The sequence below is a fragment of the Nocardia sp. FBN12 genome (assembly GCF_054031145.1).
On record NZ_CM132926.1, the window covers coordinates 6310729 to 6337697 of the forward strand.

General features: G+C 68.2%; 18 protein-coding genes. 11 read left to right on the top strand and 7 right to left on the bottom strand.

Features of this window, described 5'->3' with window-relative positions; translation table 11 throughout:
• The first annotated feature begins 69 nt into the window (after window positions 1–69).
• From ACWZHB_RS29750 to ACWZHB_RS29780, 7 genes are all read left to right on the top strand, one after another.
• Window positions 70–4176, top strand: a complete 4107-nt coding sequence (locus tag ACWZHB_RS29750; protein ID WP_427905061.1) for a transglutaminase family protein — start codon at window positions 70–72, stop codon at window positions 4174–4176.
• A gap of 212 nt (window positions 4177–4388) precedes the next feature.
• Window positions 4389–7709: a circularly permuted type 2 ATP-grasp protein gene (locus tag ACWZHB_RS29755; protein ID WP_427905062.1), complete on the top strand. Its 3321-nt coding sequence runs from the start codon at window positions 4389–4391 to the stop codon at window positions 7707–7709.
• Window positions 7706–8602 carry a transglutaminase family protein gene (locus ACWZHB_RS29760; RefSeq protein WP_427905063.1) on the top strand — a complete coding sequence of 299 codons (897 nt, stop codon included), beginning with the start codon at window positions 7706–7708 and terminating at the stop codon, window positions 8600–8602. Before ACWZHB_RS29755 ends, ACWZHB_RS29760 begins: the two co-directional genes overlap by 4 nt.
• Before the next feature lie 3 nt (window positions 8603–8605).
• Window positions 8606–9670, top strand: a complete 1065-nt coding sequence (locus ACWZHB_RS29765; protein ID WP_427905064.1) for a zinc-binding metallopeptidase family protein — start codon at window positions 8606–8608, stop codon at window positions 9668–9670.
• A 118-nt stretch (window positions 9671–9788) separates the two neighbouring features.
• Window positions 9789–10670, top strand: coding sequence for a bile acid:sodium symporter family protein (locus ACWZHB_RS29770; protein ID WP_427905065.1), 882 nt, complete (start codon window positions 9789–9791; stop codon window positions 10668–10670).
• Between the two features lie 129 nt (window positions 10671–10799).
• Complete coding sequence (locus ACWZHB_RS29775; RefSeq protein WP_427905066.1) at window positions 10800–11051, top strand: type II toxin-antitoxin system Phd/YefM family antitoxin; 252 nt, start codon at window positions 10800–10802, stop codon at window positions 11049–11051.
• Window positions 11048–11422, top strand: coding sequence for a type II toxin-antitoxin system VapC family toxin (locus ACWZHB_RS29780; RefSeq protein ID WP_427905067.1), 375 nt, complete (start codon window positions 11048–11050; stop codon window positions 11420–11422). Before ACWZHB_RS29775 ends, ACWZHB_RS29780 begins: the two co-directional genes overlap by 4 nt.
• Before the next feature lies 1 nt (window position 11423).
• Here the strand turns inward: ACWZHB_RS29780 and ACWZHB_RS29785 are convergent, their stop codons facing one another.
• The 4 genes from ACWZHB_RS29785 to ACWZHB_RS29800 form a co-directional block, all read right to left on the bottom strand.
• A complete protein-coding gene (locus ACWZHB_RS29785) occupies window positions 11424–12140 on the bottom strand; it encodes a type 1 glutamine amidotransferase (protein ID WP_427905068.1) in 717 nt (238 codons plus the stop codon).
• A 70-nt stretch (window positions 12141–12210) separates the two neighbouring features.
• Window positions 12211–13446 (bottom strand): Mur ligase family protein, encoded by a 1236-nt coding sequence (locus tag ACWZHB_RS29790; RefSeq protein ID WP_427905069.1) that lies wholly within the window; start codon window positions 13444–13446, stop codon window positions 12211–12213.
• Window positions 13447–13565: 119 nt separating this feature from the next.
• Window positions 13566–15320: a hydroxysqualene dehydroxylase gene (locus ACWZHB_RS29795; protein WP_427905070.1), complete on the bottom strand. Its 1755-nt coding sequence runs from the start codon at window positions 15318–15320 to the stop codon at window positions 13566–13568.
• A gap of 188 nt (window positions 15321–15508) precedes the next feature.
• A complete protein-coding gene (locus ACWZHB_RS29800; RefSeq protein ID WP_427905071.1) occupies window positions 15509–16435 on the bottom strand; it encodes an EamA family transporter in 927 nt (308 codons plus the stop codon).
• A gap of 71 nt (window positions 16436–16506) precedes the next feature.
• Here ACWZHB_RS29800 and ACWZHB_RS29805 point away from each other — a divergent pair, with 71 nt between their 5' ends.
• Window positions 16507–17409, top strand: a complete 903-nt coding sequence (locus ACWZHB_RS29805; protein WP_427905072.1) for a LysR family transcriptional regulator — start codon at window positions 16507–16509, stop codon at window positions 17407–17409.
• A 52-nt stretch (window positions 17410–17461) separates the two neighbouring features.
• On the opposite strand, the gene ACWZHB_RS29810 is transcribed toward ACWZHB_RS29805, so the two are convergent.
• Together ACWZHB_RS29810 and leuA are read right to left on the bottom strand one after the other, a co-directional pair.
• Window positions 17462–18964, bottom strand: coding sequence for a MinD/ParA family ATP-binding protein (locus tag ACWZHB_RS29810; RefSeq protein WP_427909350.1), 1503 nt, complete (start codon window positions 18962–18964; stop codon window positions 17462–17464).
• 1117 nt (window positions 18965–20081) lie between these two features.
• On the bottom strand, window positions 20082–21878 hold the full coding sequence (gene leuA, locus ACWZHB_RS29815; RefSeq protein ID WP_427905073.1) for a 2-isopropylmalate synthase: 1797 nt from the start codon (window positions 21876–21878) through the stop codon (window positions 20082–20084).
• A 288-nt stretch (window positions 21879–22166) separates the two neighbouring features.
• Between leuA and ACWZHB_RS29820 the strand changes: the two genes are divergently transcribed.
• The 3 genes from ACWZHB_RS29820 (at window position 22167) to ACWZHB_RS29830 (ending at window position 25729) form a co-directional block, all read left to right on the top strand.
• A complete protein-coding gene (locus ACWZHB_RS29820) occupies window positions 22167–22934 on the top strand; it encodes a sulfite exporter TauE/SafE family protein (protein WP_427905074.1) in 768 nt (255 codons plus the stop codon).
• A gap of 120 nt (window positions 22935–23054) precedes the next feature.
• Window positions 23055–24665 carry a GMC oxidoreductase gene (locus ACWZHB_RS29825; RefSeq protein WP_427905075.1) on the top strand — a complete coding sequence of 537 codons (1611 nt, stop codon included), beginning with the start codon at window positions 23055–23057 and terminating at the stop codon, window positions 24663–24665.
• A 230-nt stretch (window positions 24666–24895) separates the two neighbouring features.
• Window positions 24896–25729 (top strand): ion transporter, encoded by an 834-nt coding sequence (locus tag ACWZHB_RS29830; protein WP_427905076.1) that lies wholly within the window; start codon window positions 24896–24898, stop codon window positions 25727–25729.
• Here the strand turns inward: ACWZHB_RS29830 and ACWZHB_RS29835 are convergent.
• On the bottom strand, window positions 25716–26918 hold the full coding sequence (locus ACWZHB_RS29835; protein ID WP_427905077.1) for a low temperature requirement protein A: 1203 nt from the start codon (window positions 26916–26918) through the stop codon (window positions 25716–25718). The two genes, ACWZHB_RS29830 and ACWZHB_RS29835, sit on opposite strands and share 14 nt — an antisense overlap.
• Between the last annotated feature and the right edge of the window lie 51 nt (window positions 26919–26969).

Consider the following 26969-nt stretch of genomic DNA (forward strand, 5'->3'; position numbering starts at 1 on the left):
GGCGGCCGGTCGGGAAACTCCGCTTTCGTCGGCCCGCGCGGTGTCGGTGGTGTGTGGTCCACTTGGTGAATGGGCATCAAGGTGTCACTCGAGCACCGCACGGCATACTCCTTCGATCGGCTCGTCGAGGTGCATCCGCATGAGGTGCGGTTACGTCCGGCGCCGCATTCGCGGACTCCGATCGAGGCGTATTCCCTCGAGGTGTCCCCGGCCGACCACTTCGTCAACTGGCAGCAGGACGCGTTCGGCAATTTCGTTGCGCGCCTGGTGTTTCCGAATCCGACCAAGGAATTGTCGATCACCGTGGGGTTGATCGCCGACCTCGAGGTGGTCAACCCGTTCGACTTCTTCATCGAGGATTACGCCGAGTTCTTCCCGTTCGAGTACGAGACCGCGCTGGCCGAGGATCTCGCGCCGTATCTGCGGCGTGTCGACGAGGCGGAGCCGGGCAGCGGGCCGGGCGAGCTGCTGCGCGACTGGGCGCGGGCGCACCGGCCGCAGAGCCGCATCCGGGCCATCGACTATCTCGTCGAACTCAATTACGCGCTGCGCAACGCGGTCGACTACACCGTGCGCATGGAGGCGGGTGTGCAGACGCCCGATCACACGCTGCGTACCGCGCTCGGATCCTGCCGCGACTCGGCGTGGTTGCTGGTCGGCGTGCTGCGTGAGCTGGGGTTGGCCGCGCGTTTCGTCTCCGGCTACCTGGTCCAGCTCACCTCGGACGTGCCGTCGCTGGACGGCCCGTCGGGTCCGACCGCCGATTTCACCGATCTGCACGCCTGGACCGAGGTATATCTGCCCGGTGCGGGCTGGGTTGGCATGGACCCGACGTCCGGGCTGTTCGCCGGCGAAGGCCACATTCCGCTCGCCGCCACCCCGCATCCCGGCGCCGCCGCGCCGATCACCGGGGCGACCGGGATCACCGAGGCCACCCTGGATTTCAGCAATGTGGTTCGGCGCATCCACGAGGACCCGCGAGTCACGCTGCCCTACACCGATTCTCAGTGGGAACGCATCGTCGCTTCCGGTGCGGCGATCGACGCGCGGATGGCCGCCGCCGAGGTGGGCCTCACCATGGGCGGCGAGCCGACGTTCGTCTCCATCGACGACCAGATCAGCGCGCAATGGACCACCGACGCCGACGGTCGGCACAAACGTGAGCGCGCCGTCGACCTCGCCGACCGCCTCCGCGCGATCTACGCGCCGACCGGCATCGTGCAGTATCGCCAGGGCAAGTGGTATCCCGGTGAACCCCTGCCCCGCTGGGAGATCGCGATCGCGTGGCGGGCCGATGGTGAGCCGATCTGGCAGCGTCAGGATCTGCTCACCGATCCGTGGACGCCGGTTGCGCGGCACACGCCGGTGAAACCGGTTGTCGCCGAAGCGGCGGGGACCGGTCACCCGAACGGATACGCGCCCGCCGGTGCCGAGGTCGCGACCACGGTGGTCGCGTTGGGGCCGGCGGACGAGCCCAGTGAAGAGGCTGCCGACGACGTGCCCGGATCGGCCGAGGCGGTGCTCGGTGCGCGCATCCCCGCCGCCAAGGTCGTCGCCGACCCGGTCGGCATGGTGGCCGTCTTCGACGCGCGTCGTCGAATCGGCGGTGACGATGTCGCTGCCGTGGTTATCGCGCTGGGGCTCGCCGAGGATGACGATGTTCGTGGGAACCGCGAAACGGGCGGTGTCGATCTGCTCGAGAAAGTCGACGGCGCCGACGATCTCGCCGAAGCGGCAGCGCCTGCTGTCGAGGTCGTGGAGTTCGACGACGGGCCGGTGCTGATCGACGAGCCGGTCGAGTTGGTCGCCGCCGAACATCGCCGCGCCGCGGAGATTCAGCAGGCCTGCGCCGATGCGGGTGGCGATGTTCGCCCGGCGAAGAAGGCCGAGGAGCCGAAGAAGGCCGACGAGTCGAAGAAGGAAGCGAAGAAGACTGCCAAGGCCGCCGAGAAGGCAAAGGAAGAACTACGAAAAGTCCTGGGTAAGAAGAAGCTTCGAGGAAAGAAGGAGGACGGGAATGCCCCGCGGTCGGCGTTCCCGCCCATTCAGCTGACTCGCTCGCAGCCGACCAACTCGGCTGCCGGGGTCGTCACCGACCGGCCACCCGCCGCGGGCATCGGGGCGGCCAAGGCATTGATCGCGGAGATCGCGGGCACCCTCGGACTGCCGGATGGGCAGGTGCGGCCCGCGTTCGAGGATCCGTTGGCGCGGTTGGCGGCGACAGTCAGTGCGCCGTACGGCGATCCGCCGCCCGCCGATATCGACCCGGCCGAGGACTCGCCCGAGGTGCGGCGGGTATTGCTCGAGAGTCTGGAGGAGTCGGTCGATCAGCCGTCGGCGTACGTGTTGCCGATTCACCGGCGCGCCGATGGCGCGGGGTGGGCCAGCGCCGATTGGCAGCTGCGGCGCGGGCGCGGTGCGGACGGTCGTGGCCGGATTGTGCTGGCCGATGGCGATTCGCCTGCGGGACTTCGCCTTCCGATCGGCTCGGTGTCCTGGCACGCGCCGCCGATCCTGCCCGACAGCGACCCGCTCTACCAGCAACCGTTGCGCGCGGACCGGGCCGAGCCGCCCGCCGCGGTCGAGGCGGCCGATTTCACGCCGACTACCGCCTTGGTCGCCGAGGTCAGGCAGGGGCGGCTGCATGTGTTCCTGCCGCCGGTCGCCGAGCTCGACGACTTCCTCGACCTGATCGCCAAGGTCGAGGCCGCGGCGGTGGCGATCGGGCAGCCGGTGGTGCTCGAGGGTTACGCGCCGCCGAGTGACGCACGGCTGCAAACCTTTTCGGTGACGCCCGACCCCGGCGTGATCGAGGTGAACATCATGCCGACCAGCTCGTTCGCCGAGCAGGCGGAGGTGCTCAACACCCTCTACGAACAGGCCAGACTCGCCCGGCTGAGCACCGAGTCCTTCGACGTGGACGGCACGCACGGCGGCACCGGCGGCGGTAACCACATCACCCTCGGCGGGGTGACCCCGGCGCGTTCGCCGATGCTGCGCCGCCCCGATCTGCTGGTCTCCATGCTCACCTACTGGCAGCGCCATCCCGCGCTGTCGTACCTGTTCGCGGGTCGTTTCGTGGGTCCGACCTCGCAGGCCCCGCGCGCGGACGAGGGTCGCGAAGGCGCGCTCTACGAACTCGAGATCGCCTTCGCCGAGGTCGCCAGGCTCACCGCCGAACAAGCCGCCGGGCCAACGCCGTACGAAATCCGTTCGGCCCCTTGGCATATCGACCGCGCGCTGCGGCATCTGCTCACCGACCTCACCGGCAACACCCACCGCGCCGAGTTCTGCATCGACAAGCTGTACAGCCCCGACTCCGCGCGTGGCCGGCTCGGACTGCTCGAGCTGCGCGGGTTCGAGATGCCACCGCATTTCCAGATGGCGATGGTGCAGTCGTTGCTGGTGCGCGGCCTGGTCGCGATGTTCTGGGACAAGCCGCTGCGGGCGCCGCTGATCCGCCACGGGGCCAACCTGCACGGCCGCTATCTGCTGCCGCACTTCCTGATGAACGACATCGCCGAAGTCGCCGCCGATCTGCGCGCGGCGGGCGTCGACTTCGACACCGCCTGGCTCGATCCCTTCACCGAATTCCGTTTCCCCCGTATCGGTACCGCGATGATCGGTGAGGCGGAGCTGGAACTGCGCGGCGCGATCGAACCGTGGCTCACCCTCGGCGAACAAACCACCGGGCAGGGCACCGCCCGCTACGTCGACTCCTCGGTGGAACGCCTGCAGGTGCGCCTGGTCGGCGCCGACCGCGGCCGCTACGCCCTGACCTGCAACGGCATGCCCGTCCCGCTACTGGCCACCGACAAATCCGACGTGCAGGTGGCAGGCGTGCGCTACCGCGCCTGGCAGCCACCGAACTCCCTGCACCCCTCGATCACCGTCGATGCCCCCTTGGTATTCGACCTGGTAGACGTCGCGACCGGCATCTCCCGTGGCGGCTGCACCTATCACGTCGTGCACCCCGGCGGCCGCGCCTACGACGACGCCCCCGTCAACGCCGTCGCCGCCCAGTCGCGCCGCAATCGCCGTTTCGAGGCCGCCGGCCATACGGTGAACCCGATGGATCCCGCCGAACTCCGTGCGAAGATCGCGGCACAGTCGACCGATGTCGGAGCACCAGGCATCCTGGACCTACGCCGCGCGCGAACAGTGTGGGGCCATTGAACAGTCACCGGGCGCGATCGCTGTCGGCCGGCCGCGCGCGAGCCGACCAGGTGCGGTAGTCGCAGGAAGTCGGTTGCTCTGGGTTTTGCGGCCGTCCCGATTCTGGACTGACGGAGGGAGGGAGCGAAGCGACTGACCGGAGGAGGGAAGAATCGGGACAAACGGGGCCACAAAACCCCGCGGCGCCAGCCGCAAAAATAACAGGAGGCTCGGTGGCTCAGCGCGATGAAGCGCTCAGGGACGGGAATCGGCAGGGGTCGGGCGTGCGCGCTCAGGTTGCCGAGCAGTTCGCGCGGTATCGGGCTGACAGTGTGGCGGGTGCGCGCTTCGACGAGTGCGGTAGGCCGACCACGGGGTACTACGACGAGTTGGTCGACGGGCGCGGGCGGGTGCGGTCGATGTGGTCGGAGCTCTCGGCCGACTTCATCGATCAGGGGGTCGGCGGGATCGACCGGATCGATCACCGGGTGCGCAGGCAGATCGAGGATGACGGTGTCACCTACACCGAGGTCGGTCTCGGCGGCGATGACGACACCGCGATCCCGCAACCTTGGCGCCTCGACCCGATTCCGCTGCTGGTGTCCGCCGAGGACTGGACCCGGCTGGAATCCGGGCTGGTGCAGCGCTCGCTGGTACTCGACGAGGTGCTCACCGATGTGTACGGCCCACGCAGGCTGCTGAGCTCGGGCCTGCTGCCGCCGGAGGTGGTGTTCGGCAATACCGGGTATGTGCGGGCCGCGCACGGCATCACGATCCCCGGCACCCATCAGCTGTTCCTGCATGCCTGCGATATCAGCCGGTGGAGCGACGGGCAGTTCCGGGTGCTGGCCGACTGGGCGCAGGCTCCCTCGGGCGCCGGGTACGCCCTGGCCGATCGTCGCGTTGTCGCCGCCGCCATTCCCGAAGCTTTCGAGCACGCGGGGCCGCGACCGCTGAGCCCGTTCGCGCGGGCCATGCGGTTGATGCTCGAGGAGGCCGCCCCCGAGCTGGCCGATGGGGAAGAGCCGGTCGTTGTCGTGCTCAGCCCGGGCTCGCATTCCGAAACTGCCTTCGACCAGGCTTATCTCGCGCAGATGCTCGGCTTTCCGCTGGTGGAGAGCTCCGATCTGGTGGTGCGCGACGGTGCGCTGTGGATGCGCTCGCTCGGCAGTTTGGAGCGGGTGGATGTGGTGTTGCGCCGCGTCGACGCCGAGTTCTCCGACCCACTGGATCTGCGACCCGATTCGCGGCTCGGGGTGGTGGGGCTGGTCGAGGTGCTGCGTCGCGGGGCGGTGACAGTGGTCAACACCCTCGGCAGCGGGCTGCTGGAATCGCCCGCGCTGAGTCCGTTCCTGCCGCGCATCGCCCGCTCGGTGCTCGGCGAGGACCTGCTGCTCGACGCCACCCCCACCTACTGGGGCGGCGACGGCACCGAGCGCGCGCATCTGGTGTCGCACGTCGGTGACCTGGTGATTCGCTCCGCCGTCGACGGCTCGACGATCTTCGGACCCAGCCTGTCGGCGGCTGAACGCGCCGACCTCGCCGCCCGCATCGAGGTCGAGCGGTGGAAGTGGGTCGGCCAGGAGCCGGCCGAGTTCTCGGTCGCGCCCGCGGTCGACGGTCCGGCGGGGCTGGCGCCGGCCCCGGTCGGCATGCGGTTGTTCTCGCTGGCCAGGCGGGGCGGCTACACGGCGATGTCGGGCGGACTCGGCCAGCAGCGCATGCGCCTGGAACCGACCCGCAGCGTGATCAAGGTGGCCGCCAAGGACGTGTGGGTCCGCGCCGCCCCGGCCACCGTGCCCGCGGCGAGTTCCGAAGCGCCGCACGAGGAACGCTTGCGCAGGGCGGTGCCGGTCGTCGAGGCGATCAGCTCCCCGCGCGTGCTCAACGACCTGTTCTGGATGGGCCGCTACAGCGAACGCGCCGAGTCGGTGGTCCGCCTGCTCGCCGCCACCCACGACGTCTACCAGGACTACCGCTACCGACCCTGGCTCGACGGCGCCGAGGCATTGCCGATCCTCATGCGCGCCCTGTCGATCACCACGGGCACGGTCGCGCCACAATCGGTGCTGCCCAATGGAACCGGTCAGCTGGTGGCCGTGCGACCAGGCGGTGCCGCTGCCACCGGACATTCGAATCCCGCTGCGGAGCACGATGATTCGACGACCCATTCCGACGGCCGAACGCGCGATGCGGAGCTCGACCAGCCCTCGCGCTCCTCGTCGGGCGACGAAGCATCAACGGGCGCAGTGCATCAGGACTCGCCAGCCGATCCAACGACGGCACAGCTGGCGGGGCAGAGTCAGTCAGCGGGTCAGTCTGTCGGGCAGACCCAGTCTGCAGGTCAGGGGCGGTCCGTGGGGCCGGGCCAGTCGGCCGGGCAGGCCCAGTCTGCAGGGCAGGGTGAGTCTGCAGGGCAGGGTGAGTCTGCAGGGCAGGGTGAGTCTGCAGGGCAGGGTGAGTCTGCAGGGCAGGGGCGCTCGGCGGGGCCGGATCGGTCCGGTGCCGATGAGGTAGAAGTCGACTCCGAGGATGAGGCGGAGGCGCCTTGGGAACGGGCGGGGACCAGTGCGCTGGCTCGGGCGCTGCGCACCACCGGTGTCACGCCTGACCGCGGGTCGGAGCCGGTGCCCGAGCCGGAATCCGAGCCGGTGCTCGCGCGGTCGCGGCAGGCACAGGGCCAGTTCACCCATCGCGCAATGGATTCCAGTGGGCAGGACGGGGTCGCCCCGCGGCGGGCGGTGGCGGGCGCTTCGGCCGAGGGGTTCCACTATCTCGCCGCGTTGACCGGGGATCGGGAGTTGGCCGGGTCGTTGTCGTACGCGGTGGATCATTACGGGTCCGCCGCGCGGGCGGTGCGTGATCAGCTGTCCGGTGACACCTGGATGATCGTGGGTGCTGTCGATCGCGCGCTGGCCGAATTCCGCAGTGCGCGAAGCGAACAGGAGACGGCGCTGTCGGCGGTGCATTCGCTGACGCTGGCGGCGTTGCTGTCGCTGTCGGGGATCGGCGCCGAGTCGCTGGTACGCGACACCGGCTGGTACGTGATGGATATCGGCAAACGGATCGAGCGTGGGCTCGCCGTCACGTCGCTGATCAATGCCGCGCTGGGACGGCGGAGTTCGGCCGAGGTACAGGGAGTTGTCGCTGACGCCGTGCTCGCCGCGACCGAGTCGGCGGTGAGTTACCGTCGCCGCCACCGTGGTTCGGCGCACGTGGCCGCGTTGGCGGGACTGCTGCTGTTCGACCCGGGCAATCCGCGGTCGCTGGTCTATCAGCTCGACCGTCTCGAGGCCGACTTCCAGGCACTGCCGGGTGGAGCGGGTGCCTCGCGTTCGGAGCGTCTGCTCGCCGATGCCCAGCGCATGCTGCGCCGCGTCGACCCGGCCGACCTGGAACACACCGACGACGACGGCGTACGGACCGAACTGGTGGAACTGCTGGAGGGGGTGCACTTGCGACTGCGCAAGCTGGCCGAATCGTTCGAAGCCACCAAACTCACTGTCCCGCTGGGCATTCAGCCGCTCTGGGGCAACACCAGGCTGGTCGGATGACACGGCGATACATGGTGGTGCACCGCACCACCTACAGCTACTCCGACGAGGTGACCAGCTCCTACGGTCGCGCATACCTCACCCCGCGCGAATTCCCAGGTCAGCGCCTGCTCGAGCACGAGATCTACATCGACCCGGTGCCCTCGGACCGCTCGGTGGGCACCGACGTCTACGGCAACACCACGACGTACTTCCACGTGACCGCCGAACACCGCAACCTGGAGGTCACCGGCGAATCCCTGGTCGACGTCGACGGCGAACACCCGGAAGCGATGCCGGGCGCCGACCTGGCCTGGGAGGCAGCGCGTCCCACCATCGGCACCGGCCCGCTCGCCGTCGAGTTCACGCTCGACCTGCTCCCACCCGAGATCACCGCTGATGTCATCGACTATGCCGCAGCGAGTTTCCCGCCGAACCGGCCGCTACTCGAAGCCGTCACCGAGCTGAACACCCGCATTCACAACGACTTCCAGTACCGTTCGGGCTCCACCACCGTGAGCACCAGCGTGGCCGATGTGTTCGCCGCCCGGGAAGGCGTCTGCCAGGACTTCGCCCGGATCGGCGCGGCCTGCCTGCGTTCCCAGGGCCTGGCCGCGCGCTACGTCTCGGGCTACCTCGCCACCGACCCGCCCCCGGGCAAGGAGCGCATGGTCGGCGTCGACGCCACCCACGCCTGGGCCGCGGTGTGGCTGCCCGGCACCGACGACACCGACCGCACCGGCCGCTGGATCGCCTTCGACCCCACCAACGACCAGTTCGCCGACGAGCGCTACGTGACAGTGGCGTGGGGCCGCGATTACCAGGATGTTCCGCCGCTCCGTGGCATCATTTACACCGATGCGAAGCAGTCCACGATCAAGGTGTCGGTCGACGTAGCCCCGGTGGAGGTGTAGTCCGTGCGTGATTTCGTCTGTCCGAATTGCGGCCAGCAGCTGGCGTTCGAGAACTCGGTCTGCCTATCGTGCCGCAGCGCACTGGGTTTCAGCCTCACCGAGCGCGCGCTGGTGGTCATCGGCGATCCACCGGGCGACGCGGCGGTCGATCACGCGGCCGGCGTCGTCGACGGTGACCGCTTCCGCCTGTGCGACAACCTCCATGTGGCGCAATGTAATTGGCTCGTCGACGGTGATGCTTCCGGTCCTGCGCTGTGTGTGTCGTGCAAGCTGACCCGGACCAGGCCCAACGATTCCGATACCGACGGCCTCGCCGCGTTCGCCGAGGCGGAGGCAGCCAAACGCCGATTGATCTTCGAACTCGTCGAACTCGGCCTGCCGATCGTGGGCCGCGACGAAGATCCCGAGCACGGCCTGGCCTTCGACCTGCTGTCCAGCCGCACGAAGGGCGTGCTCACCGGTCATATGGACGGCGTGGTCACCCTCGACCTGGCCGAAGCCGACGACCCGCATCGTGAGCAATTACGCAAGGAGATGGCCGAGCCCTATCGCACGCTGCTCGGCCATTTCCGGCACGAGACCGGGCACTACTACTTCCCCGTCCTGGTCGCCGATGACGCTGCGCTGCAACGTTTCCGCGATCTGTTCGGTGATCCGTTCGCCGACTACCAGGCAGCACTGGACCGCCACTACTCCCAGGGCGCGCCCAGTGGCTGGAAACGCGACTACGTCTCCTCCTACGCCACCATGCACGCCGCGGAGGACTGGGCCGAGACCTTCGCCCACTACCTGCACATCCGCGACACCCTCGACACCGCGGCCGCCTTCGGCCTCGCCCCCGCGGGCGCGACCCTCGACCGCCCGCAGATCGGTCGCGCCGGGTTCGACAAGATCATCGAACTCTGGCTGCCGCTGACCTGGTCGCTGAACATGGTCAACCGCTCAATGGGCCATGACGATCTGTACCCCTTCGTGCTGCCCGAGCGGGTGCTGGAGAAGATGCGCTTCGTCCACGAGCTGTGCACCGGCAGTCACGCCACCCCGGAGGCCGCCGCGACGGTGCGGTAATCCTTTGCCGATTCCGCTGCGACGCGCGTTACAGCTGGCTATTCTTCGAGATTGAGACCAGCGCGTCTCAACGGAGTCGAGACCTCGGCTCGGAATGTTCGACGAGAAGTGTGTGGCTATGAACTCTCCACTGGTATCAGTCGGTCTGCCGTTGGCGCTGGCGGTGATCATGTTCGGCCTCGGGCTCTCGCTCACCGGCGCCGACTTCGCCCGCATCGCGAAGACCCCACGCATCGTCGCCATCGCGCTGGCCTGTCAATTGCTGGTGCTACCAGTGGTCGCGTTCGGGCTGGTGCTGCTGTTCGATCTGTCGCCGATCCTGGCGGTCGGCATGATGCTGCTCGCCGCCTCGCCGGGTGGGACCACCGCGAACCTGTTCAGCCACCTGTTCCGGGGTGACGTGGCGCTGAATGTGTCACTCACCGCGGTCAATTCGATCATCGCCGTCGTCACCGTGCCGCTGGTGACGAACTTCGCCATCGGCTACTTCGAGCCGGCCGGCGAGGACGGCTCCGTCGGCTTGCAGCTGAGCAAGGTGATCCAGGTGTTCGCGATCGTGCTGGTTCCGGTCGGTCTCGGCATGCTGGTGCGCCGCTGGTCGGCCGCGTTCGCGGACCGGATGGACAAGCCGGTGCGGATCGGCTCGGCGATCACGCTGCTGCTGGTGATCGTCGGCACCATCGTCAGCGAGCGCGACACGCTGGCCGACTCACTCGCCGACGTCGGCGCCATCACCGTCGTGTTCTGCCTGATCAGCCTGTCGGCCGGCTACTACCTGCCGCGCCTGCTCGGCGTCGCCGACCGCCAGGCCATCGCCTGCTCGTTCGAGGTCGGCATCCACAACAGCACGATCGCCATCACCATCGCGATCAGCGTCCTCGACAGCACCGAGATGGCCATCCCCGCCGCGGTGTACGGCGTGCTGATGTTCCCGCTCGCCGCACTCGTCGGCTGGCTCATCACCCGCCGGCAGGCGGTCGCCGCGGAATCACGCGCGTAGGCATTTCTGCGCGACCTGTGCACCGGAAGTCACGTCACTGCTCTTGGAGGCCGCCGTATCGCCAGGTGATGTCTGGTTGCTATGGACACGCTCCGCCAGTGGGGCTAACTTCTTAGCTAAGGAGGCGTCATGGCAGGTAGCGCGGCGGAACAGTTCAACATTCACGACGCGAAGACGAACCTGTCGCGCATCATCGAGCGGGTGGAGCAGGGGGAGGAAGTCGTGATCAGTCGTGCCGGAACTCCGGTCGCCAAGGTGGTGCCGTTGAGCCGTCGGGTCAATCGCACGGGGCGTGGTTCGCTGCGTGGTCGGGTGGAATTGTCGCCCGAGTGGGATTCGCCGGAGACGAACGCCGAAATCGCCCGCGACTTCGACGCATGAGCCTACTGCTGGATACCTATGTGATCTTGTGGTGGCTGACCGACGACTTGACGCTCGATCCCGAACTTCGAGAGCGGCTCGACCACGATCCTGATGTCTACGTCAGCGCGGCGTCGGTATGGGAGATCGCGATCAAGCAGGCGTCAGGCAAGCTGGCAGGTCCTGCCGACCTACCCGAGCGGGTGGTGGGCGGCGGGTTCCTGCCGCTGGCTATCGATGCACGTCATACGATCGAGGCGGCGCGTCTGCCGATGATCCATCGTGACCCCTTCGGCCGAATTCTGATCGCGCAGGCTCGATGTGAGGACCTGACGTTTGTCACCCGCGACCCGTATTGCCTCCAGTACGAGGTCGATTCGCTGCGCTGCTGACTCAAGCGCGTAGGCGTTCCTTGCGCAGCTGCTCGACCTCGGGGAGGTCGAGCGGTGCGAGGTCGGCGGCGGGGATGCCGAGGGCCATGGCGATGAGCAGGTCGGCCAGTTCGGGGTTGCGGGCCAGTGCGGGGCCGTGCAGGTAGGTGCCGAACACCGAGCCCTGGACTACGCCCTCGGTGCCGTCGCCGACGCCGTTTCCGACACCGCGGGTCACGCGGGCGAGCGGGGCGGCGTCGGATCCCAGAGTTGTTCCGCCCCGGTGGTTTTCGAAGCCGGTGAGGGGTGCTTTCAGCCCAGTGACCAGGGGCGTGGTGGTCACCTCGCCGATGGCGCGCAGCTTTTGGGGCGAGGTGGTGACGTCGAAAAGGCTTACGCCGTCGACCTTTTCGCCCGCCGAGGTCTCGTACCAGTTGCCAAGCACCTGAATGGCGGCGCAGATGGCGAGCACGGGTGTGCCTTTGGCGGCGGCCTGCTGGAGACCGGGGTACTTCTGGAGATGGCGGGTGGCCAGCCGCTGCGCGGAGTCCTCGGCGCCACCGAGGGTGTAGATGTCGAAGGAATCCGGGACGGGATCGGCGAGGGTGATGTCGATGATCTCGGCGTCGTAACCGCGCATCTGCAGGCGTTGCCGCAGGACCAGGGCGTTGCCGCCGTCGCCGTAGGTGCCCATCACGTCGGGCAGGACGAGGCCGATACGAATGGTCGACTCGCTCACACTGTGTCCTCTCGGCATGCTCGGGCGCCCTCCGTGGTTACGCGGGCTGCCTCCTCCGGGCGCTGACCGATCATGCCATGGCCTCCAGATCACGGTTGAGATCGCGGAACGCGGTGTAGTTGGCCAGCACCTCGACGTGTCCGGCGGGGCAGGAGGCGATGGCGCGCACCGGATCCGGGACGAGTGTGTGTTCGACGCCCGCGTAGGTGAGGCGCACGGCGAGGTCGGTGGCGCGCTCGCCCGAGGCGACCACCTGCACGCCCTCGAAGTGCTCGAAGCGCACGTCCCACAGCCAGGACAGGTCCTCGCCGTCGGGCACCTGACCGTTCACCGCGATCACCAGACCGGCCGAGGACGGCTCGATCATCGACAGCGCCTCCTGCCAGCCCGCGGGGTTCTTGGCCAGCAGCAGGCGCGCGTCGTGCTCGCCGACGGTGACGGTGCGGTAGCGGCCCGCGATCTCGCGCACGGTGCCGGTGGCATCGGTCGCCTTCGCGGGCTCGGCCCCCATCGCGACCGCGGCGGCCACAGCCTGCGCCGCATTGCCGCGATTCGCGCGACCAGGCAGTGCGAGGTGCAGCGGGGCGCGGAAACCATCAGGGCCGCACAGGTCTTCGCCTTCGAGCCACCAAACGGGTTGCGGGCGATGGAAATCGGCGCCGGTCGAGCGCCAGTTCTCGCCCTCCCAGACGATCGGCTCGCCGCTGCGCGGACAACTCGTCGCGTCGACGGCCCAGCCGCTGCCCGCCGACACCCACACCACATTCGGGTGGTCGTAGGCGATGGAGGCCACCAGCACGTCGTCACAGTTGGCGATGACGACGGTATCGGGATGACGCGCGAGCCCGGCCCGCAGCTTGCGTTCGATCATGTTGATCTCGCCGACCCGGTCGAGCTGGTCGCGGCTGAGATTGAGCAGCACCACCGCGGCGGGGTCGAGCGCGTCGCTCACGTGCGGCAGGTGCAGCTCGTCGACCTCGATCGCGGCCAGCGTCACATCCTGGTGCAGGCTGAGCGCGGCCACGATGCCCGCGTCCATATTGGCGCCGTCGGCCTGGGTGGCGACATCGCCGAGCGTGCCGAGCGCGGCGGTCGTCATCCGGGTGGTGGTCGATTTGCCGTTGGTGCCGGTGATCAGCACTGTCCGTCGACCGCGCCCGAGCTGCGTCATGATCGACGGATCGATCTTCAACGCGATCAGGCCGCCGATCATCGAACCCTTGCCGCGACCCGCCTTCTGCGAAGCCCACGACGCTGCCGCCGCTGCTCGCAAGGCCAAGCGCCCACGCACCGAGATGTCTGCCACGCCGCGAGTCTATGTTGCGCGGTGTTGCGCGGTGTTACGCGCCGCGTGCGGGCGGGTTTCGCACGGGTGTTACGCGCCCGGTGCGGGACGGGGTGACGCGCGGTTCGGTGGTCGCGGGGTCAGGTGTGGTCGTCGAACAGGTTGGGCAGGCCGCGGGCGTAGCGGTCGGTGTCGAGGGCGCGCAGCGGCTCGAGTTCGGGGGTGCGGCGCAGCCGGAAAACGCGGCAGCGCGGCGCCGAGGAGCCCGCCACATCGAGTAGCGCGTTCACCGCGGCGCGGGCCGACTCGTTCGCGCCCTCCATGGTCGCCAGGTCGATATCGGTGCGCACGTAATCACCGGCGAGGAAAAGGTTCTCGATCGAACCGTGCGGCTCCGGTCTGGCGTCCCACGAGCCCGCGGTATTGATGAGCAGCGGGTCGGCGTTCTCGTTGCGGCTGCCCTGCCAGGTGATTCCCGGATCGAGGAACCAGGAATGCACGTCGGCGGGGCGGAGCAGTTGTTCGCGATCGTTGAGATGGCTGCTCAGCTGCGCCCAGACTTCGCGGAAGATCTCCTCGTGGGTGCATGCGGTGGCGGGCTTGCCGTAGAGCATGCCGGGCGAATTCCAGTCGGAGATGTCGATCGAGAGGCAATCGGCCACCGAACCGTCGCCGAAGGACGGCAGTTTATCGGTCCACCATTGATTCTGGCTGATCGACGTGAGTGACCACGGTGAATCGACATAGGCGGTGTGCCCGCGCGAAATATGCAGCGGCGCACGGAAATAGATCTGAATTCCGTTCATCCAATCGACGAAGAGCCGATCCGTCGCGGCGAGTTCCGGGGCCACGGCGAGCACCTGCGACGACCACAATTTCCTGGCCTGCTCGACGGCAAGCGCCACGACGAAATAGTCGGCGTCGACGGTGCGTGCGCCCGTGGCATCGGTGATTCGGGCGGCTCGGATACGTCGGTCGCGCACGTCGAGTTCGCTGACTCTGGCGCCGAGTTCGAAACGAACGCCGAGGCCACGCAGGTGCTCGACCCACGGGTCGATCCAGGCGGCATTGGTCGTGTTGTTGAGCACGCGGTCGAGACCGCCGTCGTTGCCGAGGCCGAGCGGGTTGCCGAGGAATTGTTCGCCCATGCTGCCGATGGTGCGGGTGCTGGCCAGGCTCGCCTTCGCGGCGACCATGATCGACGTCAGCGACCTGGATACCAGCGCGCGGAACTCGTGCGAGCGCTCGTGCCCGCGGACGAAGTCGTGCCAGGAGGTGTGCTCCCACTGACCGAATCGGCGGGCATCGCAGCTGGTGTTGAACACCATCAGCCGGTTCGCGAAGTACATCGCCTCCGTGGGGGGCATCTTGGACAGCGTGGTGATGGTGGCGGCGAGGGTTTCCCTGATCGCCGCCGGGGTGGCCTGCGCGGCGGTGATGCTGTCGGGCAGGGCGAGGGTGATGTCGTCGGCGTCGCGGCGGGAGAATCTGGCCTCCGGTACCGCGACGAGGTTGTCCCACACGCCGCCGAAATTGCCCCCGAAGGGAATTCGGCGCATCGTGTCCGGCACGTTCTGATAGAAGCCGGGGAAGAATCGGAACCCGTGCTCACCGGGCAGATCGGGCCTGCCGCCGCGACCGGTGCCCGGCACGCCGACGCTACGTGCCTTGCCGCCGAGCGCCCGTGCCTCGTACACGGTGACCTCGAACCCGCGCTCGGCCAATTCGTGCGCGGCGGTGAGCCCGGCGACACCGCCGCCGAGTACCGCCACCCGGCGACCGGGTGGCGCGGCGAATCCCGGCGCGCCCGCTACGGCCCCCGCCGATATCACCCCCGCTGCGACCGTGCCGCGAAGAAGGTTCCTTCGCGAAACGGGCCACCGCTGTTCCGCCATACGCTGTTCAGCTGCCTTGCTCGACTATTGCCTGAGATTTGCTATCACTCTAGAGCGCGGCGAAGACCTGGCTATATCGACCTGTGTGTCGTTCGCGAGCTCGAAACCAACCGGTCGCACGGAAACGCATCGGGCGACCGGTTTCACATGCTAACGAGAGCCCGGGCGATCGTGGGCTGAATTCGGCCTCAGGCTCTGGCCAATTCGGGAGTGGGGGCGGCCGAGGGGGTCTTCCCGATGCCACGGGCGGTGGTCGCCGCGAAAGCGCCCGCGATCACGATCGCCCCGCCGATCAGCGCGGCAGGCGAGGGTTGTTCGTCGAGGACCGCCCAGGCCGCGGCGATGCCGACCACCGGCACGAGCAGCGACAACGGCGCCACCGTGCCCGCGGGGTACCGGCTCATCAGATAGGTCCACAACCCGGATCCACAGACTGTCGCGAGGATCGCGATGTAGGCCAGGGCGGCGAGTGCGGGCAGTCCGTCGGCGGAGAAGGCGGTGCCGATCGCGCGGAAGCCTGTTCCAGGCCCCTCGACAGCCATCGACAGCACCAGCATCGGCACTACGGGCACTACCGACATCCACAGCGTCAGATGCATCGGGTTGTAGCCGGGGGAGTCGGTGCCCGCCTGCCGGGCGCCGATATTGCCGAACGCCCAGCCGAGGCCGCCCGCCAGCGTCAGCAGGACCGGGAGCAGGGTGGCGTGCGCCAGCCGGTCGGCGCCGATGATCACCATCCCGAGCACCGCGACCGCGAGGCCGGCGATCTGCACCGGCCGCAACCGCTCGCGCAGCAGCACCGCGCCGAGCACCACCGTGAACGGGGCGGACGACTGCAGCACCAGCGAGGCGAGGCCGGTCGGCATGCCGGTGCGCATCGCCGTGAACAGGAACGCGAACTGCAGGATGCCGAAGCCGGTGCCGTAGAGCAACAGCCAGCGGGTTTTCACGGCGGGGCGCGGGATGAAAAGCAGCACCGGGATCGCGATGACGGCGAAGCGCAGTGCGACGAAGAAGAAGGGCGGGAAGTGGTCGAGGCCGATGCGAATGGCCAGGAAGTTCAGGCCCCAGAGCACGACGACGGTCAGGCCGAGCAGGCGGTCACGGGAGGTCACGCCCTTATCGTGCGGGTCGCTAAAGATCAGGACAATCGAATAAATATTGATGGATAACGTAGTTTTACTTCATGTTCTCGATCGAGCGATTGCGGATTCTGCGCGAGCTGGCCGACCGCGGCACGGTCGCCGCCGTGGCCGAGGTCCTGTCGATGACGCCGTCTGCGGTCTCGCAGCAGTTGAAGGTGCTGGCCAGGGAGGCCGGGGTCGCACTGCTGGAACCGGACGGGCGACGGGTGCGGCTCACCGACGCGGGGCAGGCGCTGGTGCTGCGGGCCGACGATGTGCTCGCCGCGATGGAACGGGCCACAGCCGAGATGGCCCACTATCGCGGTTCACCGCGCGGGCAGGTGCGGGTGGCGTCGTTCCCGTCCGGTGCCGCGCTGCTGCTGCCGCCGGTGCTGGCCAGATTGGCGGGTAGTGGGGTCGAGCTGGTCGCCGGTGATGAGGATCTGCCGCCGAGTGAGGCGTCGAAACTGCTGGCCGACTACGACATCGTGCTCACCCATCGCGACGAACGCGCACCGTCGCTGTCCGGGCCGCGGTTGTCGGCGCGGGTGCTGATGCGGGAGCCGATCGATGTTGTTGTCGCGCCGGATCATCCACTGGCGGGGCGTCCTTCGGTGCGGCCGGAGGAACTCGCCGAGGAGAGCTGGGTGAGTGTGCGCGGTGGGTTCCCGGTCGACGATGTGCTCGAGTCCATCGCCACCGTCACCGGGGTGCGGCCACGGATCGCGCAGCGGCTCAACGAGTTCCGGGTGATCGAAACGCTGGTGGTGTCCGGCTACGGCGTGGCGTTGATGCCGCGCTACGCCGTCGCCCACCCCGACCTGTCGGTCCTACCGCTGGCCGGGGTCCGCGCGGCGCGGGTCTACGAGATCATCACCCGACCTCAGGCGCACCGCAGCCCCGCCATCGCCACGGTGCTCGATGCCTTCGAGGCCGCGGCGCGGGCGGTGACTGACCCGCACTGATCTCGGCACTCCGGTGTGAGATCAGTGCGGTGACAACCGCATTCGGCCTACGTCAGAACTGGCCCGGCTGCTGGTACTGCTGCCCCGGGTAGGGCTGGCCGGGCTGGTACTGCTGCTGCTGTGGCTGCTGACCGTGGTAGCTGAAGTCGTCGGCGACCATGGCGGCCAGTTCGAGCAGCGCCCGCCTGGTCGGCTTGCTGACCAGTTCGAGGTCGATCTCGGCGCCCTCGGCCAGGTGATCGTCGAACGGGACGATCTGCACGGCGCGGGTGCGGTCGAGGAACAACTTGCGCAGCTGGTCCAGGTCGACCGTGGACGCGCCACGGCGAGAAGCGTTCACGACGACCACGGTGCGTTCGACCAGCTTGCTGTAGCCGTGGTGGTCGAGCCAGTCCAGCGTCGCCGAGGCACTGCGCGCGCCGTCGATCGCGGGAGAGGTGACCAGCACCAGCGAGCTCGCCATATCCAGCACGCCCGACATCGCCGAGTGCATCAGTCCGGTGCCGCAGTCGGTGAGGATGATGTTGTAGAACGACTGCAGGATGCCGATGGCCTTGCGGTAGTCGGCCTCGCTGAAGGCCTCCGACACGGCCGGATCCTGTTCGGAGGCAAGCACTTCCAGACGGCTCGGGGCCTGCGAGGTGTGTGCGCGGACGTCCGAGTAGCGGGTGATCTGCTGGTCTTCGAGCAGGTTGCGCACCGTCGAGCGGGTCTGGCGCGGCACCCGGTGGGCGAGTGTGCCCAGGTCGGGGTTGGCGTCGATGGCGATGACGCGGTCACCGCGCTGGGAAGCGAACGTGGAACCGAGGCCGACCGTGGTGGTGGTCTTGCCGACGCCGCCCTTGAGCGAGAGGATCGCGATCCGGTAATCGCCGCGCACAGGCTGGTTGACCCGCTCGCCGAGATCGCGGTAGACGACATCGGCCGCGGACTCACCCGGGTTGATCACACCGCCGGACACCTTGTGCACAGCCTTGCGCCACCCGCTGCGCGGCGACTTCCGCGCGCGCTTGAGCAGGTTCAGATCGTTCACCGAATGACCGGGCTGGCCCGGAACCTGCATGTGCTGCGGCTGGAATGGTTGCTGCTGCTGTGGGGCCGGGCCGCCTCCCCACTGCTGACCAGGTGGCGGACCCGCCGGACCCGGCTGGCCGAGCTGGCCGGGGAACTGCCCCGGCTGACCGGGGAACTGACCCTGGTCGGGCTGCTGGCCGGTGAACTGGCTCGGCTGTTCAGGCTGCTGGCCGGGCATCCCGCCCGGCATCGGCTGCTGGTACATCGGCGGAGGGGGCGGTGCCCAGCTGTAGATGGGCTCGGACTGCGGGCCCTGCTCCTGCGCGGGGAACTGCTGCTGTTCGGGACCGGGGTACGGCTGACCGTCGGCGCCCGGATACTGCCCCTCGGCACCGGGATACTGCGGTGGAATGCCGGGATGCGGCTGCTCGCCGGTCGCGTGCGGGCCGGGGTAGGGCTGTTCGGCGCCCGGCTGACCCGGCAGCCACGGCTGCTCGCCCGGCTGACCCGGCCACGGCTGCTGCTCGGGGCCGTTCACCATCGGCTGGCCGCCATTGCTCTGGTACGGATCAGGCACCGAGTACGGGGCGCCCTGCGCGAACTGTCCCGGCGGCGCGAAACCGGCGGGCTGGTACACGGTCTGGTCGGCGAGTCCGGCCTGGCCTGGCTCGGCGACGGGCTGCTCACCGGTCGACGGATCGACGGCTTCGCCGGTCGGCTCGGCGCCGGCGTCGGCGGGCTCGATGTCGTCTTCGGTCGCGGTCTGCACACCGGAGGGACCGGACGCAGCTTCGGACGCGTCAGCCGACGGACTCTGCAGCCACGGCGGCGAGGTCGGATTATGGTCGTTGTTGGTCACAGTTCCCCCACTTGCTCGCTGAACGAGCAGGAAAGCTCGGCGCTGAATATGCCCTAAAACGCTAACACGGGGCCGAAATTCGCGCGTCGGGGGCGGGTGGCTCACTGATGCGGGCGCGAGCTGAATGCGTGCAGCTCAACCGGCATATCCGGTGTCGCGTCGGCGGGTGGAGACGTAGTTATCCACAGGGTTGGGAAACTATCCACAGATCAGGGCTGGGGGTTTTATGGGCTCAGGAGAGTGGTGGCAGAGCTCGGGGTTTGAGTGGTCCTGGAGGCGCTGGCTGTGTTTGTTGGAGCGCTGGCGCGCTCGAGTCGCGGCCCCTAGGGGCCGCCGGTTAGCCACCGGGGCTTGCTCCTTCGTCGCCTACGCCCCGGCGGCTAACCGGCGACCCGGCCGCGACCGGCCACTTCGTGGCCGTCCCTCCCTAGGGGTCGGGAGTGCGGTGGTTGGGTTGGGTGGGTTGTGGAAGACGGGGACAGGCTGGGTGTGCGGCGGTGTGACCGGTTGTGCGGTCATGGTGGGCGCAGGGTGTGCGGTATGGCTGGTGGTGCGGGAGGGCTGCGGAGCCCTGGGTGCGGCGGTGTGACCGGTCGTGTGGTCATGGTGGGCGCAGGGTGTGCGGTGTGGCTGGTGGTGCGGGAGGGCTGCGGAGCCCTGGGTGTGCGGTGTGGCTGGTGGTGCGATCATGGCGGGCCCAGGGGGTGCGGTGTGGCTGGTGGTGCGGGAGGGCTGCGGAGCTGGGGGTACCGGGGGCCGGGTTCGCGGGGGCGCGGACCCGGCCTACCGGCGGGTGGATCTACTGCGCGGCGCGGTTTACCGCCGAGACGACTGCGCGCAGGGAGGCGGTGGTGATCGAGGTGGCGATGCCTACGCCCCAGACGACCTTGTCGCCGATGGCTACCTCGACGTAGGCCGCGGCCTGGGCGTCGTCGCCCGCGGACATGGCGTGCTCGCTGTAGTCGAGGACTCGTACGTCGAAGCCGACCGTCGCGATCGCGTCTACGAACGCGGCCAGCGGGCCGTTGCCGGAGCCGCTGATCTCCTGCTCGGCGCCCTCGACCTTCACGGTCGCGACGATCGAGTCGACGCCGCCGTCGGTCTCGGCGGCGGTGACCTTCTGCTTGATGCGCTCGAGCGGCAGGATCGGGTTCAGGTACTCGGTGGCGAAGACGTCCCACATCTCCTTGGGGGTCACCTCGCCGCCTTCACCGTCGGTGATCGACTGGATGGCCTGGGAGAACTCGATCTGCAGGCGGCGCGGGAGCACCAGGCCGTGATCGGTCTTCATGATGTAGGCCACGCCGCCCTTGCCGGACTGCGAGTTCACCCGGATCACGGCCTCGTAGGTGCGGCCGACGTCCTTCGGGTCGATCGGCAGGTACGGGACCTCCCAGACGATGTCGGACACGTCGGCGTCCTGCGCGTCGGCGGTGGCCTTCATCGCGTCGAGGCCCTTGTTGATGGCGTCCTGGTGGCTGCCGGAGAACGCGGTGTAGACCAGGTCGCCGCCGTAGGGGTGACGCTCGGCGACGGCCAGCTGGTTGCAGTACTCCACCGTGCGACGGACCTCGTCGATATCGGAGAAGTTGATCTGCGGGTCGATGCCGCGCGAGAACATGTTCATGCCGAGGGTCACCAGGCAGACGTTGCCGGTGCGCTCACCGTTGCCGAACAGGCAGCCTTCGATGCGGTCGGCGCCTGCCTGGTAGCCCAGTTCGGCGGCCGCTACGGCGGTGCCACGGTCGTTGTGCGGGTGCAGCGACAGCACGATGGAGTCGCGGCGGGCCAGGTTGCGGTGCATCCACTCGATCGAGTCGGCGTACACGTTCGGCGTGGCCATCTCGACGGTCGCGGGCAGGTTGATGATCAGCGGCTTGGCCGGGGTCGGCGCGATGATCGCCGAGACCGCGTCGCAGACCTCACGGGCGTAGTCGAGTTCGGTGCCGGTGTAGGACTCCGGGCTGTACTCGTAGCGCCACTCGGTATCGGGGTAGCGCTTCTCGATCTCCAGGCACAGCGACGCAGCGTCGGTGGCGATCTTCTTCACCGCGTCGCGATCGGCGCGGAAGACCACGCGGCGCTGCAGGATCGAGGTGGAGTTGTAGAAGTGCACGATCACGTTCGGTGCGCCCGCGCAGGCTTCGAAGGTGCGCTCGATCAGCTCGGGGCGGCACTGGGTGAGCACCTGGATGGTGACGTCGGCGGGGACGGCGCCGTCTTCGATGATCTCGCGAACGAAATCGAAGTCGGTCTGGCTCGCGGCCGGGAAACCGACCTCGATCTCCTTGTAGCCCATTCGCACCAGCAGGTCGAACATGCGGCGCTTGCGGGCCGGGCTCATCGGGTCGATGAGGGCCTGGTTGCCGTCGCGCAGGTCGACGGCACACCACGCGGGGGCGCGATCGATGATCTTGTCCGGCCAGGTGCGGTCGGGCACCGTGACGGGCTCGACCTCTTCGGCGAAGGGGCGATACCGGAACGACGGCATCGAGGAGTTCTTCTGGGTGTTCCAGGCGGGCTGGTCGGCCGGTGCGGGTTTGCCGGGGGCCGAAATGGTGCGCGAAGCGGATACGAATGCGTCAGCCGAGGACATGCAAGTTTCTCCGTGGGTGTGATGGATTCCCGTGAATGGGAGCGGGTCGACCGGCGCGTTGGAACCCCGCGACGGGAGCCGGTCCGTATCAGGACCCGTCGCGGCGGCCGAGAAGAAGAACCCGCTGCAGCATGATCCTCCGAGCTTACCGCGTGCCCACCCTTGCTTGTAAGCGGCCTGGAGAATCAACCTCGCCGAATTCGCTCACCGGTTGACCAGTACGGTTTCTCCCATAACGCACGCTTGTACGGACCTGCGCGTCCGACGAGACGTACCAAAGGAATTCGAATGACTTGGTTACAACAGGTGGCCATCTTCGCCGCGGGTATCGCGGCGGGTGGCATCAATACGATCGTCGGATCGGGCACGCTGATCACCTTTCCCACGCTGCTCGCGTTCGGGTTGCCACCGGTGACAGCGAATGTGTCGAACACGATCGGGCTCGTCCCCGGCTCGGTGAGCGGGGTGATCGGGTATCGGCGGGAACTGCGAGGGCAGCGGTCGCGACTGCTGCAGCTTGGCACCGCGTCGCTGCTCGGCGGCATAACTGGCGCCATCCTGCTGCTGACGATGCCGGCGGCGGCGTTCAAGGCGATCGTGCCCGTCCTCATCATCGTGGCGCTGATCCTCGTCGTCGTGCAGCCGCGACTGGCCGCGTGGGTGAAGCAGCGCAGGGCCGACGGTGACTCCGCGGCTCCCGAACACGGCGGCCCGATCCTGCTGGTCGCCGTGTTCGGGACCGGCATCTACGGCGGCTACTTCGGGGCGGCGCAGGGTGTGCTGCTGATCGGTCTGCTCGGGGTGTTCGTGCACGAGGACATCCAGCGCCTCAACGGTGTGAAGAACGTCCTCGCCCTGATCGTGAACGGGGTGTCGGCGGCGATCTTCATCGCGATCGCCGAGGTGGACTGGCAGGTGGTCGCGTTGATCGCGGTCGGCTCGATCATCGGTGGGCAGCTTGGCGCGAAGGTGGGCCGGAAGTTGCCACCGAATGTGCTGCGCGCGGTGATCGTCGTGGTCGGCACGATCGCGGTGGTCAACCTGCTCACCAGCTGAGTTCCCGCCCAGCACCACCCGTGCGTCGTGACTTGCGACAAATGTGGGTACTACCGGGCGATTCGTCGTGTTTGCGGGGTATTCTTCGCGTCGGCCATGCGTGATGAGGGAGGTGGCCTGGTGCACAGACGTGCCTTTTTCAAGGCGGCGGGGCTGGCGGCTGTTGCCGGTGCCGTGGGAACGACGTTGGCGAGCGCGCCCGCTTGGGCGGACCCGCGCGAGGCGATGTTCCAGTCCTGGGTGCCGGAGATCTTCGCGCCGATCCCGGACGCGCCCGCGCACACGCAGGCCATCGTCATCGGATCCGGCTTCGGCGCCGCGGTGACCGCGCTGCGCCTGGCCGAGGCCGGCATCACCAATACCGTGCTCGAGCGGGGTTCGCGCTGGCCGAACGATCCGTGGCGGGAGATCTTCACCGGCGACGATCTGCCCGACGGCCGCGGATTCTGGCACCGCACGAGCTTCACCGGTGTCACCAAGGTGCCGATGAGCTTCAGCGCGTTCGGCGGGGTGCTGGATGTGACCGAGTATTCCGGTATCGATGTGTGGCGGGCCGCCGCGGTCGGTGGCGGCTCGGTGATCTTCACCGGCGCGATGGTGGCGCCGGAACGCAGACTGTTCGACCAGGTCTTCGGCGGTGTCGTCGACTTCGGCGAGCTGGAACGCGTCTACTACCCGCGGGTGCGCCAGATGCTGCGCCTCGACACGATGCCCGCCGATATCTACCAGTCCTCCCCGTTCGCGCACTCGCGCGCCTGGGACGACCAGGTGCGCGCGGCCGGCTACCAGCCGCTGCCCAACGACTCGATCTTCACCTGGGACGTACTGCGCAGCGAGCTCGCCGGAACCTCGCGCGCCTCGGCCACCACGGCCCGCTCGAACCTCGGCAACTCCAACGGCGCCAAGTTCGACCTCAACCAGAACTACCTGCGCTACGCCCGCGAGACCGGCAAGTCCCAGGTCTACCCAGGCCACCGGGTCGACGCCATCGCCCAGGACGCGAGCGGCAAGTTCGTGGTCGCCGTGTCGAAGCTGGCACCGACCGGCCAGGTACTGAGCACCCGCAACCTGACCTGCGACAAGCTGTTCCTCGGCGCCGGTTCCGTCGGTACCTCGGAGCTGCTGGTCCGCGCGCAGGCCACCGGCACGCTGCCCAACCTCAACGAGCACATCGGCGACGGCTTCGGCACCAACGGCGATGTGGTCCTGGCCCGCGGCGCGAGCAATATCGCAGGACACGGCCAAGGCGTGCCGAGTGCCAGCCGGATCTACGACGAATCCAGCGTCCCGCTGACCCTGGAGAACTGGTACATCCCCGGCATCCCGTTCGAGACCGGCGCGCTCGCCTCGCTCGGCATGGTCCTCGACCCGACCCGCGCCCGCTTCGGCTATCACGCGGCGACGGGCGGTGTCGGCCTCAACTGGTCGGCGGGCACACAGCACGCGGTCGCCGGTGCGGCCCGCGCGGTCGACCACCGGATCGCCGAACGCGCGGGCGCGGTGGCCGAATACGGTGCGCTCGGCTACGACGCCAACGCCCAGTTCACCGCGCACCCGCTCGGTGGCGCGGTGCTCGGCAAGGCCACCGATGCCTTCGGCCGTGTCCACGGACACCCCGGCCTCTACGTGATGGACGGTGCCGCGATCCCCGGCAGCACCGCGACGGTCAATCCGTCGCTGACCATCACCGCACTCGCGGAACGCAATATCGAAGCCGTCCTGCGCGGCTGAACACGCCCTCGACCGGCGTCCGCAACTCCACTCGCGGCACCGGTCGACCAATTAGCGTGGGAAAGATTGAAGGCCGACCCCACAGCCGACCTCGCGGAGGCCGTTCGGGGCCGCCCCTCGATTCAGCACTCGAAGCGCATGCGCCGCAGGCGCGAGTCTCGAGTGCTGAATCGAGGGGTGACGAGGCCCCGAACACGCGGCGCCAGCCGCCGAAGATACAGGAGCAATCAGTGGCTTCACCGGGGATCGAACGGGTCGAGGCCCTGCCGGACGTGCGCTCGAAAACGCCCACGCTGCGCACCGACATCTTCATGCTGATCCTCGCCATCATCTCGGTGGTGCTGGTCGTGTGGATCACGTTCTTCCAGGTCAGCGAGCCGACTTATCACGCGATCGTCATCGTCGACACCTCGATCTGCGCGATCTTCGCCGTCGAATTCCTGTGGCGGTGGCGTCGGGCGGGCTGGCCGTGGTCGTTCCCGTTCATCTACTGGTACGAGGTCCTCGGCATGATCCCGGTGACCAGCCCGCTGTTCCGCGGGTTCCGGTTGCTGCGGATCGTGGTGATCTTGATCCGGCTCGGCCGGGTCGCCGACCGGGCGCTGGGGGAGCGGGTCACCGCGACGATCGTCAACCGGTTCGTCGGCACGATCGTCGACGTCATCAAGCGCCCGATGACGATCGCCATCCTCGACGAGGTCTCCAAAGTGCTGCGCGCCGGCCACTACACCCAGAACATCGCCGCCGCGCTCGAGGAGAACCACGCCGAGGTCGACCAGCTGATCATGGACCTGATCAAGAACGATCCGCAGACCGGCAAACTGCGCTACGTCCCGTTCCACGACGACATCATCCGGCTCGTCGCCGACACGGTCTACCGCATGCTGCGCCAGTTGCTCGACGATCCGCGCACCGACGAACTCGTCGCCGACATGCTGCGCGAGAACCTCGACCAGATCAACGACGCCGTGCGCGCCGGGGTCAAGGTTCCGCCCTCACACCGTGGGGCGACGCCCGCCGAGCACGGCGTGCGCCACCACCTCGGTCAGATCAAGCGTGCCTGATCTGGTCGCGCGGCTGGGCGAATCGCACGGTCTCGAAGATCACCAGCACGGCAAGTAGCGCGCACAGCACGGTGAGTGAGGCGAGCGCGGGCAGGTGCGCGGCGAACGGGATGAGCGCGAACAGCAGCGCGGCCATCACCAGGCGCTCGGCCGACAGTGACTTGGTCGCATAGTATTTCGCGAACGTGATGCCGAGCAGGAACAGCGCCGGGCCGCCGTAGAGCGCGCCGAGCGGGATCCCGTACAGCGGGTCGGTGAGCGTGTGATGCGACGAATCGCCGACGTAGTACAGCACCTTCTTCAACCCGAGCGAGAGCCCGATGATGCCGACGATCATCGGGAAATGCCCGTACATATAGGTGTTCTGGGCGATCTTGATCTGCCGTGCGTCTTTGGCACGGGCGAAGGCGTGCTCGATCGAGATCGCGGCGACATCGAAGTACAGCCACCACAGCAGGCCCGAGATGGCCAAGCCCAGCATCGAACCGAGCGCGATCGGCCAGGAGATGGGCAGCCCGGCCACCCCGATGCCGATCGAGACGATGGATTCGCCCAGCGCCACGATGATGATGAGCCCGTAGCGTTCGGCGTAGTGCTTGGCCGAGTTGAGCCGCCAGTCCGTGCCCGCCGCCCAGGTCCACACCATGTCGCCGACAATGGCGGCGAGCCACAACAGGATCTGGGTGAGACCGGTCGTCATCGCGGCGACGACCAGCAGCGCGGTGCCGACAGTGATCGAGCCGAGCGCCCAGCGCAGCAGCTGCCCGCGCAGCTGCGCGTCGCCGGCGCTGATCGTCCAGAACACCGTGACATGAACCAGTCGCACGATCAGGTAGGCCACCGCGAAGACCAGCGGACCGAACCACCCGCCGGCCAGATCGTCGAACGCTTCCGGAATGGTGAGCGCGGCCAGGAACGCACCGCCCATCGCGACGAACATCGCGACCCGCGTGATGCCCTCGTCGGCCCGCACCACATTGCCCAGCCACGAATACGCGATCCAGAGCCACCACATCAGGGCAAGGACCAGGGTCGCCCGCAGCATGTTCGCCGCGGTCGTCTGGTCGGCGGCCAGTGCGGTGACCATCGTGAACGCGAAGACGATCACCAGGTCGAAGAACAATTCGAGCTGGGTCACCGAGTTCTCCTCGGTGACGGGCTGGAACCGGACCCGTCGATTTCCGATCATGCGGTCAATCGTCGCACTGCCAGCCGCGATTCGCGCGCGGCGACGACGTTT